Genomic DNA, 18,133 nt, shown 5'->3' with positions numbered 1-18,133 from the left:
GTTTTGGCTTACGCACTTTTTTGTTCAGCTGCTTGTTGTTTCTTTTTCCGGAGATGATACAGTCCGAATAGTCCGAGGAACCAGACCGGTGTCAGCAACAAGGCTGGACGTGTATCGTCAGCAAACAGCATGACGACGAGAATGACGGCAAACAATCCGAGCACGAGGTAATTGACGAGTGGTGTCAATGGTGCTTTGAATGTCGACGCCGCATGTAATTCCGGATTTTGTTTCTTGTACCGGAGATGACAGACGAGGATGACACCCCAGACCCAGATGAAGCAGATCGCACTGATCGTCGTGACGATACTGAACGCTTGTCCTGGTAACAGTTTACTGAGCAAGGCACCGACCGAGACGACGATCGTCGAAACGAACAAGGCGTTTGCTGGGACATGGTTTTTATTCAACTTCGAGAACTTGTTCGATGCTTGCTGTTGATTTCCCAGGTTATACAGAATCCGACTCGTCGAGAACATCCCGCTGTTACACGCAGAAGCAGCTGATGTCAGTACGACGAAGTTGATGATTCCTGCTGCGAGTGGAATCCCGATCAGACTAAATGTCTTGACGAACGGACTTTCTGTCGCACTTAATCCTGTCCATGGGTTGATCATCAAGAGGACGAGTAAGGCACCGACATAGAAGAATAAGATCCGAAGCGGAATCTTATTGATCGCGGACGGAATGTTCTTTTTCGGATCCGCTGTTTCTGCTGCGGATACCCCAACGAGCTCGACGCCGACATAGGCGAAGACGACCATTTGGAACGATAGTAGGAATCCAGAAATCCCGTTCGGCATCCATCCGCCATGTGACCAGAGGTTCGACACGGTCACGGGACCGGCGTCCGTTTTAAAACCGATTGCGAGCAAGACGATTCCGACACCAATCAAGGCAAGGATCGTCACGACCTTGATCAAGGCGAACCAAAACTCGAGTTCACCGAACAATTTAACCGTCAATAAGTTAAAACCAAGTAAAATCAAGAGTGCAAGAACGGCTGGAATCCATTGCGGGATATCAAACCAATACTTGACGTACAGACCGACAGCGATAATGTCCGCCATCGCTGTCATGATCCAACAGAACCAGTACGTCCAACCGGTCACGAATGCGGCACGTGGTCCGAGATAAGCTTCTGCGATATCCGTGAGTGACTGATAACCCGCTTTTGACAATAACAATTCCCCAAGTGCGCGCATGACGAAGAAAATTGCAATCCCGACGAGTAAGTAGGCAAAAATGATCGATGGTCCGGCGAGTTGGATCGCTTTTCCTGATCCTAAAAACAACCCTGTTCCGATCGTTCCACCAATGGCAATCAACTGTACATGACGATTCGATAAATCCCGCTTTAATCCTTGCTGTTCCAAACCTGAACTCCTCCTTGTGATGGTTTCTCTACACTTCAGACCGTTCTGTCGGTCCTGAAAAAGAAAAAAAGAGACTGGACGAATGTCCAATCTCAACAAAATCAAAGGAATAACCCATACACGCCACCACGACATTCCATGAATGCCCGTCGCTGCATGTGATTACTCTTCTGTCCGTTTGCCTGAGATTGTGAACCCTTCGGCGCCGTGTCGACACGGTCTCTCCAGAAGCTGCTCCTGCCATAGTGTGACCCATGACAATCATAGCTTTCTCTTTATTTGATTATCCGATGCGTCGCTGCATCGATGAATTGTTTCTAATTCTAGTAATCTTAACAGCATTTGTCAACGCCTTTTTCAAAATCATTTTTCAATCTATGAAAAGGACTTTACCATATTTTCCAGAAATCATACAGCACCACTTGATCATGAAAGGATGAAACATTCATGTCGACGATTTACTTGATTCGCCACTGTGAAACGACCGGTCAGGAACCTGATGCCCTATTAACACCTCGTGGAAAAGAACAGGCACGAAGACTGTCCACACAGTTACTTGAGCTTCCGATCACGCATCTTATTTCGAGTCCGTATCGCCGTGCGCTCGATTCGATTCAACCACTTGCGACTGCCCTGAAACTTCCCATTACACAGGAGGATGCTTTGAAAGAACGACAGTTGAGTGCTGTTCCACTTGACAATTGGCAGGATCACCTCCGACAAACGTTCATCGATCCAAACTATACGTGTCCTGGTGGTGAATCTAGCCGAATAGCAACTGAGCGCATCACGCGTGTCGTCGATGAAACGTTGCAACAGCATGATGGATCCATTCTCATGACACACGGGAATTTGTTGTCTTTATATTTGCATTCGATCGATCCAACATTTGGATTCGAAGAAAGCTTACAGCTCAAAAATCCGGATATTTTTAAGGTGACACGTATTCAAAAACAAACAATTATAGAACACTTAGTAGCCTTTTGAAATTCTATTTATCTTAGGCATATGAACCGATAGAATCTATTTTTTTATTTATAAAAAGCATAAGAACTACCTATTTTACTTCCCTTCGAAACGGCTTTATATTAAACGAATTGATAACAAAATTAAGTGGTTTTTGATTCATGTATGAAGCGGAACTTCGAAAATCTACTTAATCAATCAACAAGCCCTTCCGGATCACCGGAAGGGCTGTCTTTATACTTCATTATGAGCACCATAGCTATGGCGAAGGACAAATAACAGTCGAATTAATGATTCATGATAACCGATGAACCATCCTTCTTCGATCCCGTTGACAATCGCTTCTTCTGTCATCCAAGCGACACGCTGAACTTCTTCTTCCTGCAGTGTCAAAGTCGTCAGATCCACTTCCCGTTCGACGAGATAATAATCATCAAAACCGATTTCAAATGGAATCGTCAGATGGGGGCGGACACCCGTGAAATCAATATCAAGTCCAAGCTCTTCCGACAGTTCCCGTTGCGCTGCCATCTGACTCGTATCCCCGCTGATCGCACTGCCCCCGACCGTCAAATCCCACATGTTCGACCAACCAGATTTGAACGGTTGCCGTTGTTGGACGAGCATCTCTCCCTTGGCGTTAAAGACACAGACGTGAATCGTCATATGATAATCGCCGGCTGTATGTGGCGTTCCCCGTGTCCAGAGCCGTCCTGTTTTCTTGCGATCTGCTGTGTATACATCCCACTGTTCCATCTTGCATCATTCCCCTTTTTAATTGATGAAAGACGAGTTATTCGAGCTTTCCTCCGCTTTGACGCAATCAATCGCGACGACGAGGGCGATCAATAATTCTTCCATCGCTTCATCTTCGACTTCGATCATGTACTGATCGGTCCAAGAAATCCACTTTTTCTGCACGCGACCAATCCGTTGTCCCTGTTGCAGGACTTCAAAATCGACATCCCACCAGTCGCCTGTGACTTCGAACTGATCCGAGTTAATTGTATAGCGGTCTTTGAAGAACGTGAACTCTTTGATGATTTCAAACGATTGTCCCGCTGCTTCGACATAAAAGACCGGACGAAAACTGAACGTTTTTTTCTCGATTTCAGCGACGACTTCTCCGTTTTGATTCGTTACGGTGAAGGTCTTCGGTAATTTCATAAAACTCCCCTCAATGTGATACGCATCGTTTCCCTCTTCGTCCTGAATCGCAAATCGTCCACGCAAACTGAAGGCTTTTTGTTTCATATAAAGTGTATGCATACCGGTCTCCTCCTTTTAATGTATAGTCTTATTTACGACATTACTGACAGAAAAGATTCAAAATCTGGAAATAGTCAGTTGGTGCAGTTTGTAACAGAAGCTTCAGTGGTATCAAGTTACATAACACGAATCTACGGGAAAGAAGGAATTTTGATGTCTATCGATACGATTGTGCTCTTCATTTTACTCGCCATCGCCCTGTTGATCATCCTTGTCCCACCCATCCTCTTTTGGCACGTCTGGCGCGCCGATCGTCGCCAGCAAGAACATGCGGTTCTGCGCAACTTCCCCGTTCTCGGAAAGACGCGCTATATCCTCGAAAACATGGGACCGGAACTCCGCCAATACTTATTTCTCAACAATAACGAAGGCAAACCCTTCTCCCGCAATGAATACAAGACAGCTGTCCTTTCTGGCAAATACCAAAGTCGGATTCTTGGTTTTGGCTCGGAACGTAATTTTGAAGAAGCTGGTTTTTATGTACAAAACGCCCTCTTTCCAACGAATCGACAGGAATTACGGATCGATCAATCAGAACGTGTCGATACGCACATTTATCAAATTGATCGCGATGAACTGTTTACGCGGAAAGAACATCTTGTTGCCAAGCAAATCTCACCCTATCTCTTGAAAATGGAGGATGCACCGATCATCGGGGCGAAGACATGTCGTCAGCCTTATCAAATCCAAGGACTGATCGGTCAATCGGCAATGAGTTTTGGTGCACTCGGTGACCGGGCCATTACCGCTCTCTCGATCGGACTTGGTCGCGCTAAAGGAAGCTGGATGAATACCGGTGAAGGTGGTTTGTCCGATTTTCATCTCAAAGGTGACGTCGACATCATCTGTCAGATTGGTCCCGGTCTGTTCGGTGTCCGGACGGAGGACGGTGATTTTTCGTTCGACGAATTCCAGAAAAAAAGTGAGTTACCGCAAGTCAAAGCCTTCGAACTAAAGCTTGCCCAAGGGGCTAAAACGCGCGGCGGACATTTAGAAGGCGCAAAGGTCACAGAAGAGATTGCCGCTGTCCGGAAGGTCAAAGTCGGTGTCGGCATCGATAGTCCGAACCGGTTTAATGAATTCACGACACCAGAGACGATGCTCGACTGGGTCGAACGTCTACGTGAGATTGGCGGAAAACCAGTCGGGATCAAAGTCGTCGTCGGTAATCTTGAAGACATGCGTCAGTTGATTGCTTATATGAAAGAATCCGGTCGTCATCCAGACTTCATGACGGTCGACGGGGGCGAAGGAGGGACAGGCGCGACGTTCCAAGAACTTGCGGATGCTGCCGGCCTACCACTCTTTTCCGCATTACCGTTCGTCCATCAACTTTTGACAGAAGCCGGTTTACGCGACAAGGTCAAAGTGTTCGCATCTGGTAAGCTGATCAGTGCTGATAAGATTGCGATCGCTCTCGCCCTCGGCGCTGACTTCGTCAACATCGCGCGTGGTTTAATGTTTAATGTCGGCTGTATTCAAGCCCAAGTCTGTCATACGAATCACTGTCCAGTCGGCGTCGCGACGACTGATCCGAAACTGCAGAAGGCGCTGATCGTCGACGAAAAAAGTTTCCGCGTGACGAACTACATCATCTCGTTACGAGAAGGACTCTACAATCTGACGGCGGCAGCAGGACTCGTCTCACCGACGGAACTTCGCCCAGAACACGTCATCTATAAGGACGAAGCCGGACACCTGATTCCGGGTCCGGACTGGATGTCACGGCATATGATGGATCGCTCTCTTTCCTCACGGTAACGAATAGCACTCACTTGCACTTTTTAGCCAGAGCGCTTAAAGTGTATAGTTGATGAAATTCTTTAACCACACATGTGCATTACCTTAAGGAAAGGGTTTAATATACTATGAAAAAGAACTTTTGGCAGGACCTACCACGACCATTTTTCGTCTTAGCACCGATGGAAGACGTCACCGACGTCGTCTTCCGCCACGTCGTCGCAAAAGCGGCGCGTCCGGACGTCTTCTTCACGGAATTTACGAATACAGAAAGCTATTGTCATCCGAAAGGCAAACAGAGCGTCCGCGGACGTCTCGAGTTCACGGAGGATGAACAACCAATGGTCGCTCACATCTGGGGCGACAAACCGGAATATTTTCGCGAAATGAGCATCGGCATGGCAGAGATGGGCTTTAGCGGAATCGACATCAACATGGGCTGTCCCGTCCATAATGTGGCCGTGAACGGCAAAGGCTCCGGTTTGATCAATCGTCCGGAAGTTGCAGCTGAACTGATCCAAGCTGCAAAAGCAGGCGGTCTCCCAGTCAGCGTCAAAACGCGTCTCGGCTATACGAAGGTCGAAGAGTGGCACGATTGGTTGCGCCACATCCTCGAGCAAGATATCGCGAACCTCTCGATTCACCTCCGGACACGTAAAGAGATGAGCGCCGTTCCAGCGCACTTCGAATTGATTCCGGAAATCAAGAAGTTACGCGATGAGATCTCACCACAGACGTTACTGACGATCAACGGGGATATCAATGATCGCCAACACGGGCTTGAACTCGTCGAGAAATACGGTGTCGACGGCGTCATGATCGGTCGCGGGATCTTCCACAATCCGTTTGCATTCGAAGTCGAGAAAAAAGAACATTCGAGCCAAGAACTCCTCGATTTGTTACGTCTGCAGCTCGATCTGCACGATCATTACTCGGCTCAATTCGAGCCCCGTCTCTTCAAACCATTACGCCGGTTCTTCAAGATTTACGTCCGCGGATTCCGCGGTGCGAGTGAACTGCGGGTCAAATTGATGGAGACGAACTCAACGGACGAAGTGCGTGCCTTACTCGACGCCTTCGTTGAAGAAGAAGGCATTCACGAGGTCAACTCGTTTTCAATCTAACAACAAAGCACGCCTCCTCGACTTGAGGAAGCGTGCTTTTTCGTGTCACCAGCGTTCGACGGTTTGCCGCGTATCTGCACACCATTGTTCAAATTCTGAAGCATGTGTCAGTAATAAGAAACGTCGTTTCCCGAGTCGTCGATCGAGCCGCGCGATACCACGGATGAAAGGATGTGGGTGAACGAGCGCTTGTTCAAACGCAAGGTTCGGGTACTGTAACAAATCTTGCTGCATCTCATAGTTCGCTAGATATCCGTCTTGTTTAACCTGTCGTTCGATCTCTGCCGATAACGCATGCGACTGCTTCAACCAGTCGGACTGCCATAGCGATCCGGCTGGTTTTTCCGGTAACTGTGCAGCTTGTAACGCGTAGCGCCGATCGACTTCCCGTTCGAAGTTAAAGTCGTCTGCTCCGAGAATCTCTTCTCCGTCAAACGTCACCCAGACACGACTAGGACTGTCTTGAATCCGGTAGACAGCTGCATGAAAAGCAATTCGTCCTTGTAACGATGGGACGAGCAGTTGCTCGACCCGTTTTTTGATGATGGAAAACTGCAAGCGATCCGTCCTTTCCGTCCGGCTAATGTGATTAGCCGTTCTTCATATGAAACGATTCCGCAAGCGTGAAAGTCAACTCTTTTAACTCCAGACCACCGAGTGCAAAGTAGAGTTTCAGATAGTTGTGTGGGTTGAAGACGAAGACGTCCTTCGTCTGACAGACCCACTCACCGTTCGTTCCGTTGAAGGTGAAGGTTGCGACCGGCATGTTGTTCGAAAATAGTGTCACCGGCATCTGCGCCAGTTCACCAGCATTCGAACGTGCCGTCAACGTGACCTGATACATCCCTGTCTCTTCCGCCGTGACAGCGAAGACATGACTGCTGCCTGTCGTCGTCGTGACGTCCGTTAACGGGAAGGCATTTCCACTGACGAGGCGTTGGTGCGAGACCGCTTGCTCTTCGAGCGTCTCTTCTTCGACCGGTGCCCCGAGGACATCAATCGATGTCGCTGTTCCCATCACGCGATCCATGACCGGTGACCGGAGTAAGAACTGACAGATGTTCGCGGCACTCCGCAATAACTCGGAACGTCGAAGTGTCCCATCAGCGAGAGCCGTCAACGTATCATCCTCGAACGGATTCGTTCCTGGTTCGCCGACGACCATGTAGAGATCGTTTTGCGAACGGACCATCGTCGCCGTTTGTTGACGGTTTGCTTCCAAACCTTCGGCGTTGATTTTCGCCCACCAATCAGTCATGACGATCCCGTCAAAGCCCCACTCATCGCGCAAGATGCGTGTGTTCTGATCGTACAAGCCGGCAGTCCAGATGCCATTGACGGCACCATACGTCGTCATGATCGAGTAGGCTTTCCCGTCTTTGACGGCCATCTCGAACCCTTTCAGGTACAACTCACGCAACGCCCGTTCTGATACGATTGAATCCAGATCATGCCGGTGGAATTCTTGGTTGTTGGCACTGAAGTGCTTCAACGTTCCCGTCACACCAACCCGGTGCATCCCGTCAAGCTGCGCCACGGCCATTTTTCCAGTCAGATACGAATCTTCCGAGAAATACTCGAAGTTCCGTCCGTTGAGTGGATGACGGTGGAGGTTCATCCCGGGTCCAAGCAACGTATCAATCTCGTTTTTCCGTAACTCAAGACCTGTCATCTCAAATAGATCGGCGATCAACGTTGTGTTGAACGTCGAGGCAAGCAACGTTCCGTTCGGTAACGAGAAGGCTTTTGTCCCGATATCCATCCGGATTCCAGACGGACCATCCGCGCAGCAGCCTGCCGGAATACCGAGTGCTTCGAGTTCTGTCGTCACGCCACCGAAGGCGCCCGCTGTTCCTGGTGTGACACGCGGTGAGTTCATCCCTTCTCCCCGGACGATTGCCGCGAGATCCGCATTCGTCAATTGATCGAGGAACGTCTCGAGCGTAACACGCTCTTCTTTGACGTCGCGTAACTTCCAACCAGCATCTTCCGTCTGCGTCCGGTCAACGGGACGTTCCTGTTGACGGCGCTGTTCCGGATCAATCGTCCGCAGTGGTGTCGCTTCATACGTTACCGTATATCCTGTTTCGGTCGCTTGTGGTTTGATACGTTCAAACGCCGTCACCGGTGCCATGTTCTCCGTTAAGACGTCCGTGACGTCAAGCGTCTCGACAGAATGGCTTGCGACTGGAACCGCCGACCGGACGTCCGTTCCGAGATAGAGCTGATACGTGCCAGGTTCGACGACATAAGACGACTTATTCCCGGTGACGCCACTATCGTCATAACTCGCAAATGAGGTGAACGGTACGACGAGTGTGAGAGATTCTTGCTCGCCTGGTGCGAGTTCTTTTGTCTTGCCGAACGTAACGAGTTGACGCGTCGGGTTCCCGAGTTGTCCTTGTGGTTTCTCAAGATATCCTTGTACGACCTCCTTCCCGCTCGTCTCCCCGGTATTCGTCACTGTCGCTGTAACCGTCCAGGCATCTGCTGACGTCGTCATGTCTGTCGTCAGGTCGAACGACGTATACGATAATCCGTACCCGAACGGATACAAGACCGCTTCCGGTGCGAACGTCTCGAAGTAACGGTACCCGACATAAATGTCTTCTTGATACAACGCGCGATCGGCATGACCGAAATGTGGTGTTGACGGATAATCATCGAGTGAATGAACGATCGTATCCGGTAGTTTTCCGGACGGCGAGACGTGCCCGAGCAAGAGATCACTCAGCCCGGTTCCGCCTTCCATTCCTCCTTGCCACGTGTAGAGAATAGCACTTGGCGCCGTCTCTTCGACCCAGCGCATATCGATGATGTTCCCGACGTTCAAGACGACGACAGTTTGTTTGAAGTGTGTCGTCACGAGACGGAGCATCTCCTGTTCCGTCTCTGTCAAGAAGTAACTCCCTGGATCCGCTGTGTTGTCGCGATCTTCCCCAGCCGTGCGACCGATCATGATCAAGGCAACATCGGAATCAAGCGCTGCTTGCTGAACGAGCGTCGCGTCAAGCGGCATCTCTTCTTGCGACCATGGCTCGGCTGCCCAGCCTTCACCTTGGTCAAACGGATGGTCTTCAAGCCATGTTTCATACGCCTTGAGGACGTCCGTATTCAGTGTCACGTCTTCGCGCAACATGTCGAGTGGACTGACGAGGTTCGTGACGTTGACCATCCCGCCTGATCCTGTGCCACTTTTATAGTAATTGAACTGATTACGTCCAAAGACTGCGACCGTCGATGCGGGTTGCAACGGGAGTACCCCATCATTTTCTAAGAGGACCGTTCCTTCCGCGACGGTTTGTCGTGCGAGTTTGGTATAGGCTGCCAATCAAGCGTGTATGTCATACGTCATCCACCTTTGTTAGTTAGTTTGAGAAAAGAGTCGTTTTAAGTCCTTCGCGATTTCGTCTAAGCTATCTTCGGCTTGCGGATACAGACCGAGTTTATCAAGAAAGGCATGCTCCATCCCGCGGTAGTGGAGATAACGGGTCTTAACGCCAGCGCGCGCGAGCTTTTTCGCGTACGCTTCTCCTTCGAGACGTAAGTAATCAAACTCTCCCGTAATGACGAGTGCCTCTGGTAAATCATCGAGCGTCGCGAACAACGGTGAAATCCGTTGATCCTTCGAGTCACTCGCTTGAACGTACCATTGCTCGAGGACACCCTCTTCATCTTGAAGCGAGAGAATGATCCGTTCGAGTAGCTCCGGTTCCGTTTGTCGGTCATATGCTTCTAGCGTCCAGTCATATTCCGAATTCGGATGTTCTCCAACATTGACGACTGGATAATATAAGACTTGATAGCTTATATACGGCGTCGGACGCTCCCGGTCGAGCAAACAACAGACCGTCGCCAAGTTCCCACCGGCACTATCGCCGGCGACAGCGATCGCATGTGGATCAATCCCAAGTCGATCAGCGTGTTCGACTGCCCAATCGATCGATGCATGACAATCCTCAAGTCCTGTCGGAAACGAATGCTCTGGCGCCAATCGATAACCGACCGACAAGACGGCGACGTTCCCTTTATCGGCTAATGCCTTACAGGGGTTCTCGACCGTCTCGAGCGTGCCACCGAAAAAACCACCGCCATGGAAATAGACGACGAGCGGGAGCGGACGCGCCGCTTCCGGACGATACAGCCGTGCTTCGATCGTGGTACCGGGTCTTGGGATCGCGAGGACGTCCGTTGAAATCTGCCGTGTCGACACGTCTTCGTTGTCCCACCCCATGCCGGCACGTGCCAGTTCGACTGGCGACGCCCCTTCTGGAATCGAGACCGATGGACGCTGCGTGAGAACGACCTCACGGACACGCGGATCGAGTGTTCCCGGAGTTGAGATGTCAGGAATTGGCTTATCGACGATTTCAAGTCCGTCTTGATGGATGGATGAACGATTTCGTAACGTTCGTAGCAAATCTTGCATCGATGCGGTAGACAAATGGATCGCTTCCTTTCTGTTCAAACAGTTATCGAAAGCGCTTTCGATAACCATTAAAAAAATTTCGAATGCCACTTTTTAAAAAAGAGACCGCTTAAATCACAATATACCTGTCTTTGGCAGGAGAAGCAAATGTTTCACCTAAAAAAATCAGCGCAGTCGCCTGCGCTGATCCTCATCGTAATTGTTCTTGTGAAACGATCGTAAAGCCATCGATGACCGTGTCTTCCTCGACCTCGATCAACAAGCAGCGTTTCCCTTGATAGTTGACTTGTTTGACGTACTTCAAGTCTTGCGGACTGATCGCGATGTTCGCGACCTTCGTATTGATTTTAATCGATTTCGCTTCATAGTTCGGGACGATGTTACTCGCTTTCATCTCGTATGTCGGATCGTCAACGACCGTCTTGAACGCCCGTTCGACCTGTTCCGTGCTGACGTCTTCGACACCACTTGCCTTGAGCACACGCTCGACTTCTTGGACGTCGAGCATCGGTACTTCTTCCTCATCTTGATCCTCTTCGACGACGATCAACTGGTTGATGTTTTCATAGACACCGGCTAACGTCTTCGTATCCATCGATTCACCGACGACTGATTTGACGATTTCCTCGAAGATCGCTTTATCCTCATCTGCTGTGACGATCGGTTGACCGTTCAAGACATTTTCAAGGAAGCCGAAATCCGGTTTATTCGGCTTACCTGCCGCATACAAGACATGATTGACGTCTGCCGCATTGTCGGTGAAGGTCGGGAAGAGGAATCCACTGATCGGCGACGCCAGTTTGATGACCGGATTGATGAACAAGTTCGACTTGAATTCGCGTTCAACGAAATCAAAGACGAGTGATTGTTTTGGTAGCTCCGTTAAGTTAAGGCTACCGAGGATGAACGGCGTCGTATAGACGTCGTCATTTGGATCGATCTCTGTCTCGTCCGCTTGGCGCTTCGTCGTTTTATAGTATTGACCGCGAATGAACGTGACGACGAGATCATTCTCGTACTGGACGTCCTGGACCATCTTCAACGCCATCGTCTGCATCTGCTCGACCCAGTCCTCCGGCTCTTCCGCATACAGTCCTTCGTAGAGCAACTGTTGCGTATGACCCGTCTCCCCTTCTTCCGGATGCGTGAACTTGACCTCGAACAGCTTGACGTCGAGTTTTCCACCTAATACCTTCTTGAAGTTCGCAAGGAACAGCTCCTGTTGTTCCGGATCAAGCAATGGAAACGGTCGGGCTTCCTCATGATAGATTTCGCTCGTCTCTTTTCGGATATAGACGTTGTAGATTTCATGGATTTTTAGTAAATCGGCATCCATCTTGAAGTGACGACGGATGTCGGCGATGTCTTTTTTATTCATGCATACCAGCTCCTCGAATCATTAAAATCCTGCTTCCTGAAAAGCGTACCATATGCGAGATGACCCGACATCTTTTCGAAGGATTTGATTGGCTTTAGAACACCTTAAATTCTAACATCAGACCCTTCTATCTAAATTAAGTGAAAGTGAGAGGTGAATCGTCCCCTTCCATTTCGGGTATAAACTCTTCATAGGAGGTGAAAATCATGTTGAAGCATAAGGCATACAAATTCAGGATATACCCGACAAAAGAGCAGGAAATCCTGATTGCGAAGACCATTGGTTGTTCGCGCTTCGTCTTCAACCACTTCTTAGCGAAGTGGGATGAAACGTATAAAGGGACAGGCAAAGGACTGTCTTACTGTTCTTGTTCAAAAGAAATCCCGGTGCTGAAGCAAGAGTTCGACTGGCTGAAAGAAGTCGATAGTCATTCGCTTCAATCGAGTGTCAAACACCTGATCGATGCGTATGACCGCTTCTTCAAGAAGCAGAACAAACGGCCTCGATTCAAATCGAAGCGAAACCCTGTCCAATCCTATAAGACGAACATCCAAGGTAAGTCTCAACTTCCGGAAGTCTCGATTTTAGGCAATATGCTTAAACTCCCTAGGCTGAAGTGGGTGCGTTTTGCCAACTCGAGGCAGGTAGTAGGACGAATCTTGAACGCCACGATCCGACGAAACGCTTCAGGGAAATACTTTGTCTCCCTGCTCGTCGAGCAAGAAATCCACGAACTGCCGAAGACGGGTTCATCCATCGGCGTCGATGTCGGGTTGAAGCACTTCGCCATCCTGTCGGACGGCATGGTCTACCAAAACGACCGTTACTTCCAAACGCTTGAGAAAAAGCTGGCACGCGAGCAACGCAAGCTCTCTCGACGTCAGCGCATGGCCTTGGCTAAGAAAGTTAAGCTGTCCGAGGCGAGGAACTACCAAAAGCAGAAACGAAAGGTCGCACGCATCCACGAAAAAATCGCAAACAAGCGAACCGACTTCCTGCACAAGGTATCCACCGAGATCGTCAAAAACCACGACGTCATCGGCATCGAGACCTTGCAGGTGAAAAACATGCAGAAGAACCGCAGGTTGAGCAAGTCCATCTCCGAGGTCAGTTGGTCAACGTTTTTCCTCATGCTGGAGTACAAGGCAGGATGGTACGGGAAGACCATCGTGAAGGTTGGGAAGACTTTCGCTTCTAGCCAACTGTGCTCCGGTTGCGGTCATCAACACAAAGACGTGAAATATCTTGGCTTGCGTGAATGGACATGTCCGAATTGCGGAATCCACCACGACCGTGATGTGAATGCAGGACTGAATCTCAAAAAAGAAGCAGAACGCATCTTAGCTTCTTCAACCGTCAGGACGACGGGGTTAGCCTGATCAGGTTTCGACCGTTAGGTCGGATCACTCAGGAATCCTCTATCTCTAAGGAAAGCGTAGGTGGAGGTAGTTCAAATAATGACAAAAGTTTAATTTTGATAACATTTACACGATATTCATTTTCTCCTAAATAAGTGATGGCATACTAAAAATTGTGAAGGGTGTCTTCACATCATCTCGTCTCATACATAGGAGGAATGACATGTGTTCAAAGCCATCAAGTCCATCGTCATCACTACGCTCGTCTGCCTGACCGCTTTCCAATTCGATACGACGTCTGTTTCCGCATTACCATCGGGCATCTCGTCGAAAGCGACGGCCCAGTCTCAACTCGATGCCTTAACGGTTAAAACAGAAGGCAGCATGACCGGTTATTCGCGTGATTTGTTCCCGCACTGGAGCAGTCAAGGAGGCGGCTGTGATACACGACAAGTCGTCTTAAAACGTGACGCCGATTCATATGTCGGATCGTGCCCCGTCACATCCGGTTCTTGGTATAGTTACTATGACGGACTGACATTCACGAACCCGTCTGACCTCGACATCGATCATGTCGTTCCGCTTGCTGAAGCATGGCGCTCAGGAGCAAGCAGTTGGACGACGACGACACGTCAAGCGTTCGCAAACGATTTGACAGGTCCACAATTGATTGCTGTCTCTGCGAGCTCGAACCGTTCAAAAGGGGATCAGGATCCGTCGACATGGAAGCCGACACGGGCAGGCGCGAGTTGTGCCTACTCGAAGATGTGGATCAATACGAAGAGCCGCTGGAACCTCAGCTTACAGTCGAGTGAAAAAACAGCCTTACAAACGATGTTGAACACATGTACATACTAAAAAGGAGTCGATTCGATGGAAACGAAAACCTCTACCTTTACTGCCACACATGGTGTTATGACGCAAGAAGTTGGTGTCATCAGCGGTGAACTCGAACTCCGGACGACCTGTCAGGAAGACGGGACGTTGGAACTAAAGATTGCTTACGTTGGGGCGATAGACGTCTATACGTTACCCGGTAGTTATCATGTTCACGATGTCCGGGATCATGACGTCATCCATCAGATGCTCGTCAATGTACTAGAACGAACATAATGAAAACAGACGCTGTCCAAATTAATGGACGGCGTCTGTTTTCATTATGCATATTCAAAATCAGATTGTCATTATTTACAAAAGCATACGTTTTTATCTGACGTTCCATTCGGTATAGTGAGAGCAGAGTCATTATCCGTTTTAAGGAGGCATAACTCATGCGGAATATTTTGATTCCAACCGGCGTCATCTTAAGTGGTGCAGGTCTCTATATGGCACTAGAAAGTCACGTGCCTGCGTTACTCGTTACGGGCATCATCATGTTGTTTGGTTGCGGTATCGGTCTCATCACAAAAGAAAAGTCGGAGTAATCTATATATCCAGTCAGGGGGATAACTATGATTCAACAATTCATCAAGGAACAACAGTCGCACCGTACTATTGGCGGTTTTATCGCTAAGTCTGCCGACCCGATCCTAGCCCACGTCAATCCATCGCGTTTACAAGACAACGATCTTGTACTGTTGATTCAAGCGGACCAATCGATTATTGTCTCTTTCACTAATTCATAAGATCAATCAGATTGGACGCCACTATCACGAGAGCAGATTCATCAATCAAAAAGTCTACTCGCACCTAGGACATGCTATTTCAAAATTAAGCACGGTGAATATGTCGGAACCTATTTGATTTCACCGGATTTGATTGTGAATGATCAATTCAAGAGTGAGAAAGATTATTTAGAAGTTCTAACATCAACAACGAATAAGTGACTCATAAATGTTTTATCAAGACGATTTCGTCTTTAATCGAAACTCCCTTTTCATTGTACAACGGAATTTCCGGTTTTATTTTGCGTGCAAGTTCTACAGCATTCGGAATCACCTGCGATATTGTATATCCCCGATGTTGATAGAAACGTATCGCACGTTCATTGTCGTTTGTCGTAACGAGCGTCAGCAAGTTGCATTGTTGCTGTGTTGCCTTTTCTTCTACCATTTGCATCAATTGTGAACCGATTCCTTTATTTTCTTCAAGACTATCCAGTGAAATGATTTCGCACGTCTGTGAAGTAATATGATAGGTGATTAGTCCAATGATTTCATGATCATCATTCGTAACATAAAATCCATCCAACAGACTGCAATCATGAACACCTGTTGACGTTACCATTTGTGAACTGCCCCAGTGCACAGTAAAAAAGTCTTTAATCTGACTACGTGTTTTCTGTTCTATAATCTGAATAACCATTATGTATACCTTTCATTTATATTTATTATGTTAATTGTGATATAAGGGTTGATCTTATTATTTAAAAAAGACCACCTCGAGTATCAGTTACTACACTTAAGGCGGTCATCTAAATACTGTTTATTTATGATAAGGCTCTCCGTAATGTAGTTAAGTGCGGTTTTAAATTGCGCTTAAATATAAATCTAATGAAGCTTCTACTTCCTTCGCAACAAGCTCTATAAAATCAGCATAATCCTTCGTTGTATGTACTTTATTTAAAGCATTATAGTAAGCTAATCTGTTTTCTACACGAATAATTATTGGTGGATAGCCTGACTTCATTAACTCTAAGTTTAATAAAAGTCGTGAAGTTCGACCATTTCCATCAATAAATGGATGAATGCCCACAAATATTGCATGCAACATCGCACCAAGTACGATTGGATGTAAGCTTTGCGCCTTTCCGTCATACCAAGACATTAATACATCCATTTCTTCTTGAATTTTAAATGGTGGCGGAGGTGTATGCACTGCTCCTGAAATAAATACTTGCTGGTCTCGGTAAACACCGGCATAGCTATCGTCAATGCCTTTTAATACAAGACGATGTAAATTTTTGATTTGCCACTCTGAAAATGGCTCCTCTTTATGCATAACATCTTCAACATAAGAAATTGCATCGCGGTGGTTAATGACCTCTAAATGTTCACGCATTGTTTTGCCACCAACTGTAATACCTTCTAACACAACTTTTGTTTCGTTAATCGTTAAAGTATTACCTTCGATCGCCTTTGAGTTATATGTCCAGTCTAAAAAAGCTTTTCTCGCAAACTGGGAAGCATGTCATTAAAAGCATTTATGTTTTTATATTAGCTGAACAGTTGCTATTTTTTACGAACAACAATCATGACAAAGTTTAATAACTCCTTTAAGCCACGGTTTAAAAATTTCTCATCATTTATCGCATATTCGTTGCCCGTATTGATCCAGTCCTGCCAACATGCTTCGAATTGATCCGATTCATACACCGTCACTTCGATTAAATCCTCACAGCCTTGTTGAATATGTTTTTCCCACCAATCGGCACTGTGGAAAGTATCAACCGCATCTTCCAGCCATTCACTCATCACCTCAGGCACTTGCTCAAGCTCTGTTTTCAAACCAGGAACACTAATGAGTACGTACCCACCACTTTTTAAAAGGGGAAGCATTTTTTTCGCAAAAAATTCCTCCTCACAGCCGTAATAATGGTAAGAGTCGATGCTCACAATTGCATCAAAAAAATCATTCGCAAAAGGTAAGTCTAGTGCATTCGCATGAATGGGAATCATTTTATCCTCAAGCTTCCACTCCTGTATTGTTTCCCAGTTTTCTGTTGCAGAAATCCATAAATCTGTTGCATAAACAGTCTTTGCATTCGTTTCATTGGCAATATAAACCGATGTTAGTGCTTTACCACAGCCAAGATCAAGAACTGTTCCACCCGTTATGGCATCTGGATTTTTAATTAGAAGTTCCTCGACAAGTCGTACCGAATTCGGCCCCATCAAATAATTACATACCAAAAAAAACAAACCATCAACTACAAGAAAACTACTGCAATTGATACTTTATTAAATCGTACTTACTAATGATACGGCTCTCCGTGAATTGTTTGAGTATCTGGTACCTAACACCAAACTCTACTCTCCGTTTGTTGTCACAAATCACGATTGCTCTTATGATAAGGAAGTAGGAGGAAATATGAAAAACTCAAGTTATTATGTATGTCCAAACTGTTCAAATATAGGATTAGCAACAGGAAATTTCGTCGTTTCTTGTTGTGGAAGAAAATTAGATGCTTTAGTCGCAACAAAAGCAAATGATGAACAAAAATTAAAAATAGAAGAGATTGATATGCAATATTCGATTTCAGCCGAGCATCCTATGACAAAGGATCATTATGTATCATTTATTGCACTTGCAACAGGAGACCAAATTCAAATATATAAACAGTTTCCAGAATGGGCGTTACAAGTAAATATTCCAAAGAAAAAACATGCGAAATTACTTTGGTTTGATACACGAGACGGATTGCTTTATCAATATATTTAATGGTTAAAAAAATTAATTATAAACACCTAGAACAAATTTATTTGCACCGTTAAAGATTTCTCCACCTTTTGCTGGACCCTCAGTAAAAGCTGAATTATCACCGATGTATAATG

Annotated in this window: 19 protein-coding genes and 1 riboswitch; of the genes, 9 read left to right on the top strand and 10 right to left on the bottom strand. The window is 47.1% G+C overall.

Features of this window, described 5'->3' with window-relative positions:
• Positions 1 to 8 precede the first annotated feature (8 nt).
• Positions 9 to 1,376 (bottom strand): amino acid permease, encoded by a 1,368-nt coding sequence (locus B4F99_RS06065; RefSeq protein ID WP_290755988.1) that lies wholly within the window; start codon positions 1,374 to 1,376, stop codon positions 9 to 11.
• A gap of 160 nt (positions 1,377 to 1,536) precedes the next feature.
• Positions 1,537 to 1,614: riboswitch (glycine riboswitch) on the bottom strand.
• Positions 1,615 to 1,823: 209 nt separating this feature from the next.
• Between B4F99_RS06065 and B4F99_RS06060 the strand changes: the two genes are divergently transcribed.
• A complete protein-coding gene (locus B4F99_RS06060; protein ID WP_290755986.1) occupies positions 1,824 to 2,363 on the top strand; it encodes a histidine phosphatase family protein in 540 nt (179 codons plus the stop codon).
• Between the two features lie 213 nt (positions 2,364 to 2,576).
• Here the strand turns inward: B4F99_RS06060 and B4F99_RS06055 are convergent, their stop codons facing one another.
• Together B4F99_RS06055 and B4F99_RS06050 are read right to left on the bottom strand one after the other, a co-directional pair.
• The gene (locus B4F99_RS06055; RefSeq protein WP_290755984.1) at positions 2,577 to 3,098 is read right to left on the bottom strand and encodes an NUDIX hydrolase; all 522 of its coding nucleotides are present in this window, start codon (positions 3,096 to 3,098) and stop codon (positions 2,577 to 2,579) included.
• 18 nt (positions 3,099 to 3,116) lie between these two features.
• Positions 3,117 to 3,611, bottom strand: a complete 495-nt coding sequence (locus B4F99_RS06050; protein ID WP_290755982.1) for an LURP-one-related/scramblase family protein — start codon at positions 3,609 to 3,611, stop codon at positions 3,117 to 3,119.
• 153 nt (positions 3,612 to 3,764) lie between these two features.
• On the opposite strand from B4F99_RS06050, the gene B4F99_RS06045 reads away from it, so the two are divergent.
• Entirely contained in the window at positions 3,765 to 5,372 is a 1,608-nt protein-coding gene (locus B4F99_RS06045; protein ID WP_290755980.1) for an FMN-binding glutamate synthase family protein, read from the top strand.
• 107 nt (positions 5,373 to 5,479) lie between these two features.
• A complete protein-coding gene (locus tag B4F99_RS06040; RefSeq protein ID WP_290755978.1) occupies positions 5,480 to 6,475 on the top strand; it encodes a tRNA dihydrouridine synthase in 996 nt (331 codons plus the stop codon).
• A 45-nt stretch (positions 6,476 to 6,520) separates the two neighbouring features.
• Here the strand turns inward: B4F99_RS06040 and B4F99_RS06035 are convergent, their stop codons facing one another.
• The 4 genes from B4F99_RS06035 to B4F99_RS06020 all read right to left on the bottom strand — a co-directional run bounded on the left by B4F99_RS06035 (position 6,521) and on the right by B4F99_RS06020 (position 12,282).
• Positions 6,521 to 7,033 carry an SF0329 family protein gene (locus B4F99_RS06035; RefSeq protein ID WP_290755976.1) on the bottom strand — a complete coding sequence of 171 codons (513 nt, stop codon included), beginning with the start codon at positions 7,031 to 7,033 and terminating at the stop codon, positions 6,521 to 6,523.
• A 31-nt stretch (positions 7,034 to 7,064) separates the two neighbouring features.
• On the bottom strand, positions 7,065 to 9,806 hold the full coding sequence (locus B4F99_RS06030; protein ID WP_290755974.1) for a glycoside hydrolase family 3 protein: 2,742 nt from the start codon (positions 9,804 to 9,806) through the stop codon (positions 7,065 to 7,067).
• Between the two features lie 33 nt (positions 9,807 to 9,839).
• Entirely contained in the window at positions 9,840 to 10,919 is a 1,080-nt protein-coding gene (locus B4F99_RS06025; RefSeq protein WP_290755972.1) for an alpha/beta hydrolase, read from the bottom strand.
• Positions 10,920 to 11,094: 175 nt separating this feature from the next.
• Complete coding sequence (locus B4F99_RS06020) at positions 11,095 to 12,282, bottom strand: DUF4317 domain-containing protein (RefSeq protein ID WP_290755971.1); 1,188 nt, start codon at positions 12,280 to 12,282, stop codon at positions 11,095 to 11,097.
• A gap of 206 nt (positions 12,283 to 12,488) precedes the next feature.
• Between B4F99_RS06020 and tnpB the strand changes: the two genes are divergently transcribed.
• The 5 genes from tnpB (at position 12,489) to B4F99_RS05995 (ending at position 15,265) form a co-directional block, all read left to right on the top strand.
• Positions 12,489 to 13,661, top strand: coding sequence for an IS200/IS605 family element RNA-guided endonuclease TnpB (gene tnpB / locus B4F99_RS06015; RefSeq protein WP_290755970.1), 1,173 nt, complete (start codon positions 12,489 to 12,491; stop codon positions 13,659 to 13,661).
• Positions 13,662 to 13,877: 216 nt separating this feature from the next.
• Complete coding sequence (locus B4F99_RS06010) at positions 13,878 to 14,498, top strand: HNH endonuclease family protein (RefSeq protein ID WP_029343013.1); 621 nt, start codon at positions 13,878 to 13,880, stop codon at positions 14,496 to 14,498.
• A gap of 15 nt (positions 14,499 to 14,513) precedes the next feature.
• Entirely contained in the window at positions 14,514 to 14,753 is a 240-nt protein-coding gene (locus B4F99_RS06005) for a hypothetical protein (RefSeq protein ID WP_290755969.1), read from the top strand.
• Positions 14,754 to 14,911: 158 nt separating this feature from the next.
• Positions 14,912 to 15,064: a hypothetical protein gene (locus B4F99_RS06000; protein ID WP_214861077.1), complete on the top strand. Its 153-nt coding sequence runs from the start codon at positions 14,912 to 14,914 to the stop codon at positions 15,062 to 15,064.
• 27 nt (positions 15,065 to 15,091) lie between these two features.
• Complete coding sequence (locus B4F99_RS05995) at positions 15,092 to 15,265, top strand: hypothetical protein (RefSeq protein ID WP_290755967.1); 174 nt, start codon at positions 15,092 to 15,094, stop codon at positions 15,263 to 15,265.
• Positions 15,266 to 15,467: 202 nt separating this feature from the next.
• Here the strand turns inward: B4F99_RS05995 and B4F99_RS05990 are convergent, their stop codons facing one another.
• The 3 genes from B4F99_RS05990 to B4F99_RS05980 form a co-directional block, all read right to left on the bottom strand.
• Positions 15,468 to 15,866: a GNAT family N-acetyltransferase gene (locus B4F99_RS05990; protein WP_396136380.1), complete on the bottom strand. Its 399-nt coding sequence runs from the start codon at positions 15,864 to 15,866 to the stop codon at positions 15,468 to 15,470.
• Between the two features lie 240 nt (positions 15,867 to 16,106).
• The gene (locus B4F99_RS05985; protein ID WP_290755963.1) at positions 16,107 to 16,640 is read right to left on the bottom strand and encodes a Fic family protein; all 534 of its coding nucleotides are present in this window, start codon (positions 16,638 to 16,640) and stop codon (positions 16,107 to 16,109) included.
• Positions 16,641 to 16,810: 170 nt separating this feature from the next.
• A complete protein-coding gene (locus B4F99_RS05980; RefSeq protein ID WP_290755961.1) occupies positions 16,811 to 17,473 on the bottom strand; it encodes an SAM-dependent methyltransferase in 663 nt (220 codons plus the stop codon).
• Positions 17,474 to 17,669: 196 nt separating this feature from the next.
• Between B4F99_RS05980 and B4F99_RS05975 the strand changes: the two genes are divergently transcribed.
• Positions 17,670 to 18,020, top strand: coding sequence for a hypothetical protein (locus B4F99_RS05975; protein ID WP_290755959.1), 351 nt, complete (start codon positions 17,670 to 17,672; stop codon positions 18,018 to 18,020).
• The last annotated feature ends 113 nt before the right edge of the window (positions 18,021 to 18,133 follow it).

The sequence above is a fragment of the Exiguobacterium sp. UBA3491 genome, assembly GCF_002377745.1.
Classification (GTDB): domain Bacteria; phylum Bacillota; class Bacilli; order Exiguobacteriales; family Exiguobacteriaceae; genus Exiguobacterium_A.
This window is presented reverse-complemented; position numbering and strand designations above follow the sequence as displayed.

Bases quoted from the DNA above. Each gene is read 5' to 3' on its own strand.
- B4F99_RS06005 (WP_290755969.1), top strand. From the start codon at position 14,514: ATGGAAACGAAAACCTCTACCTTTACTGCCACACATGGTGTTATGACG.
- B4F99_RS06050 (WP_290755982.1), bottom strand. From the start codon at position 3,611: ATGCATACACTTTATATGAAACAAAAAGCCTTCAGTTTGCGTGGACGA.
- B4F99_RS06045 (WP_290755980.1), top strand. From the start codon at position 3,765: ATGTCTATCGATACGATTGTGCTCTTCATTTTACTCGCCATCGCCCTG.
- B4F99_RS06020 (WP_290755971.1), bottom strand. From the start codon at position 12,282: ATGAATAAAAAAGACATCGCCGACATCCGTCGTCACTTCAAGATGGAT.
- B4F99_RS05995 (WP_290755967.1), top strand. From the start codon at position 15,092: ATGATTCAACAATTCATCAAGGAACAACAGTCGCACCGTACTATTGGC.
- B4F99_RS06000 (WP_214861077.1), top strand. From the start codon at position 14,912: ATGCGGAATATTTTGATTCCAACCGGCGTCATCTTAAGTGGTGCAGGT.
- B4F99_RS05985 (WP_290755963.1), bottom strand. From the start codon at position 16,640: ATGCGTGAACATTTAGAGGTCATTAACCACCGCGATGCAATTTCTTAT.
- B4F99_RS05975 (WP_290755959.1), top strand. From the start codon at position 17,670: ATGAAAAACTCAAGTTATTATGTATGTCCAAACTGTTCAAATATAGGA.
- B4F99_RS06055 (WP_290755984.1), bottom strand. From the start codon at position 3,098: ATGGAACAGTGGGATGTATACACAGCAGATCGCAAGAAAACAGGACGG.
- B4F99_RS06040 (WP_290755978.1), top strand. From the start codon at position 5,480: ATGAAAAAGAACTTTTGGCAGGACCTACCACGACCATTTTTCGTCTTA.
- tnpB (WP_290755970.1), top strand. From the start codon at position 12,489: ATGTTGAAGCATAAGGCATACAAATTCAGGATATACCCGACAAAAGAG.
- B4F99_RS06060 (WP_290755986.1), top strand. From the start codon at position 1,824: ATGTCGACGATTTACTTGATTCGCCACTGTGAAACGACCGGTCAGGAA.
- B4F99_RS05990 (WP_396136380.1), bottom strand. From the start codon at position 15,866: ATGGTAACGTCAACAGGTGTTCATGATTGCAGTCTGTTGGATGGATTT.
- B4F99_RS05980 (WP_290755961.1), bottom strand. From the start codon at position 17,473: ATGGGGCCGAATTCGGTACGACTTGTCGAGGAACTTCTAATTAAAAAT.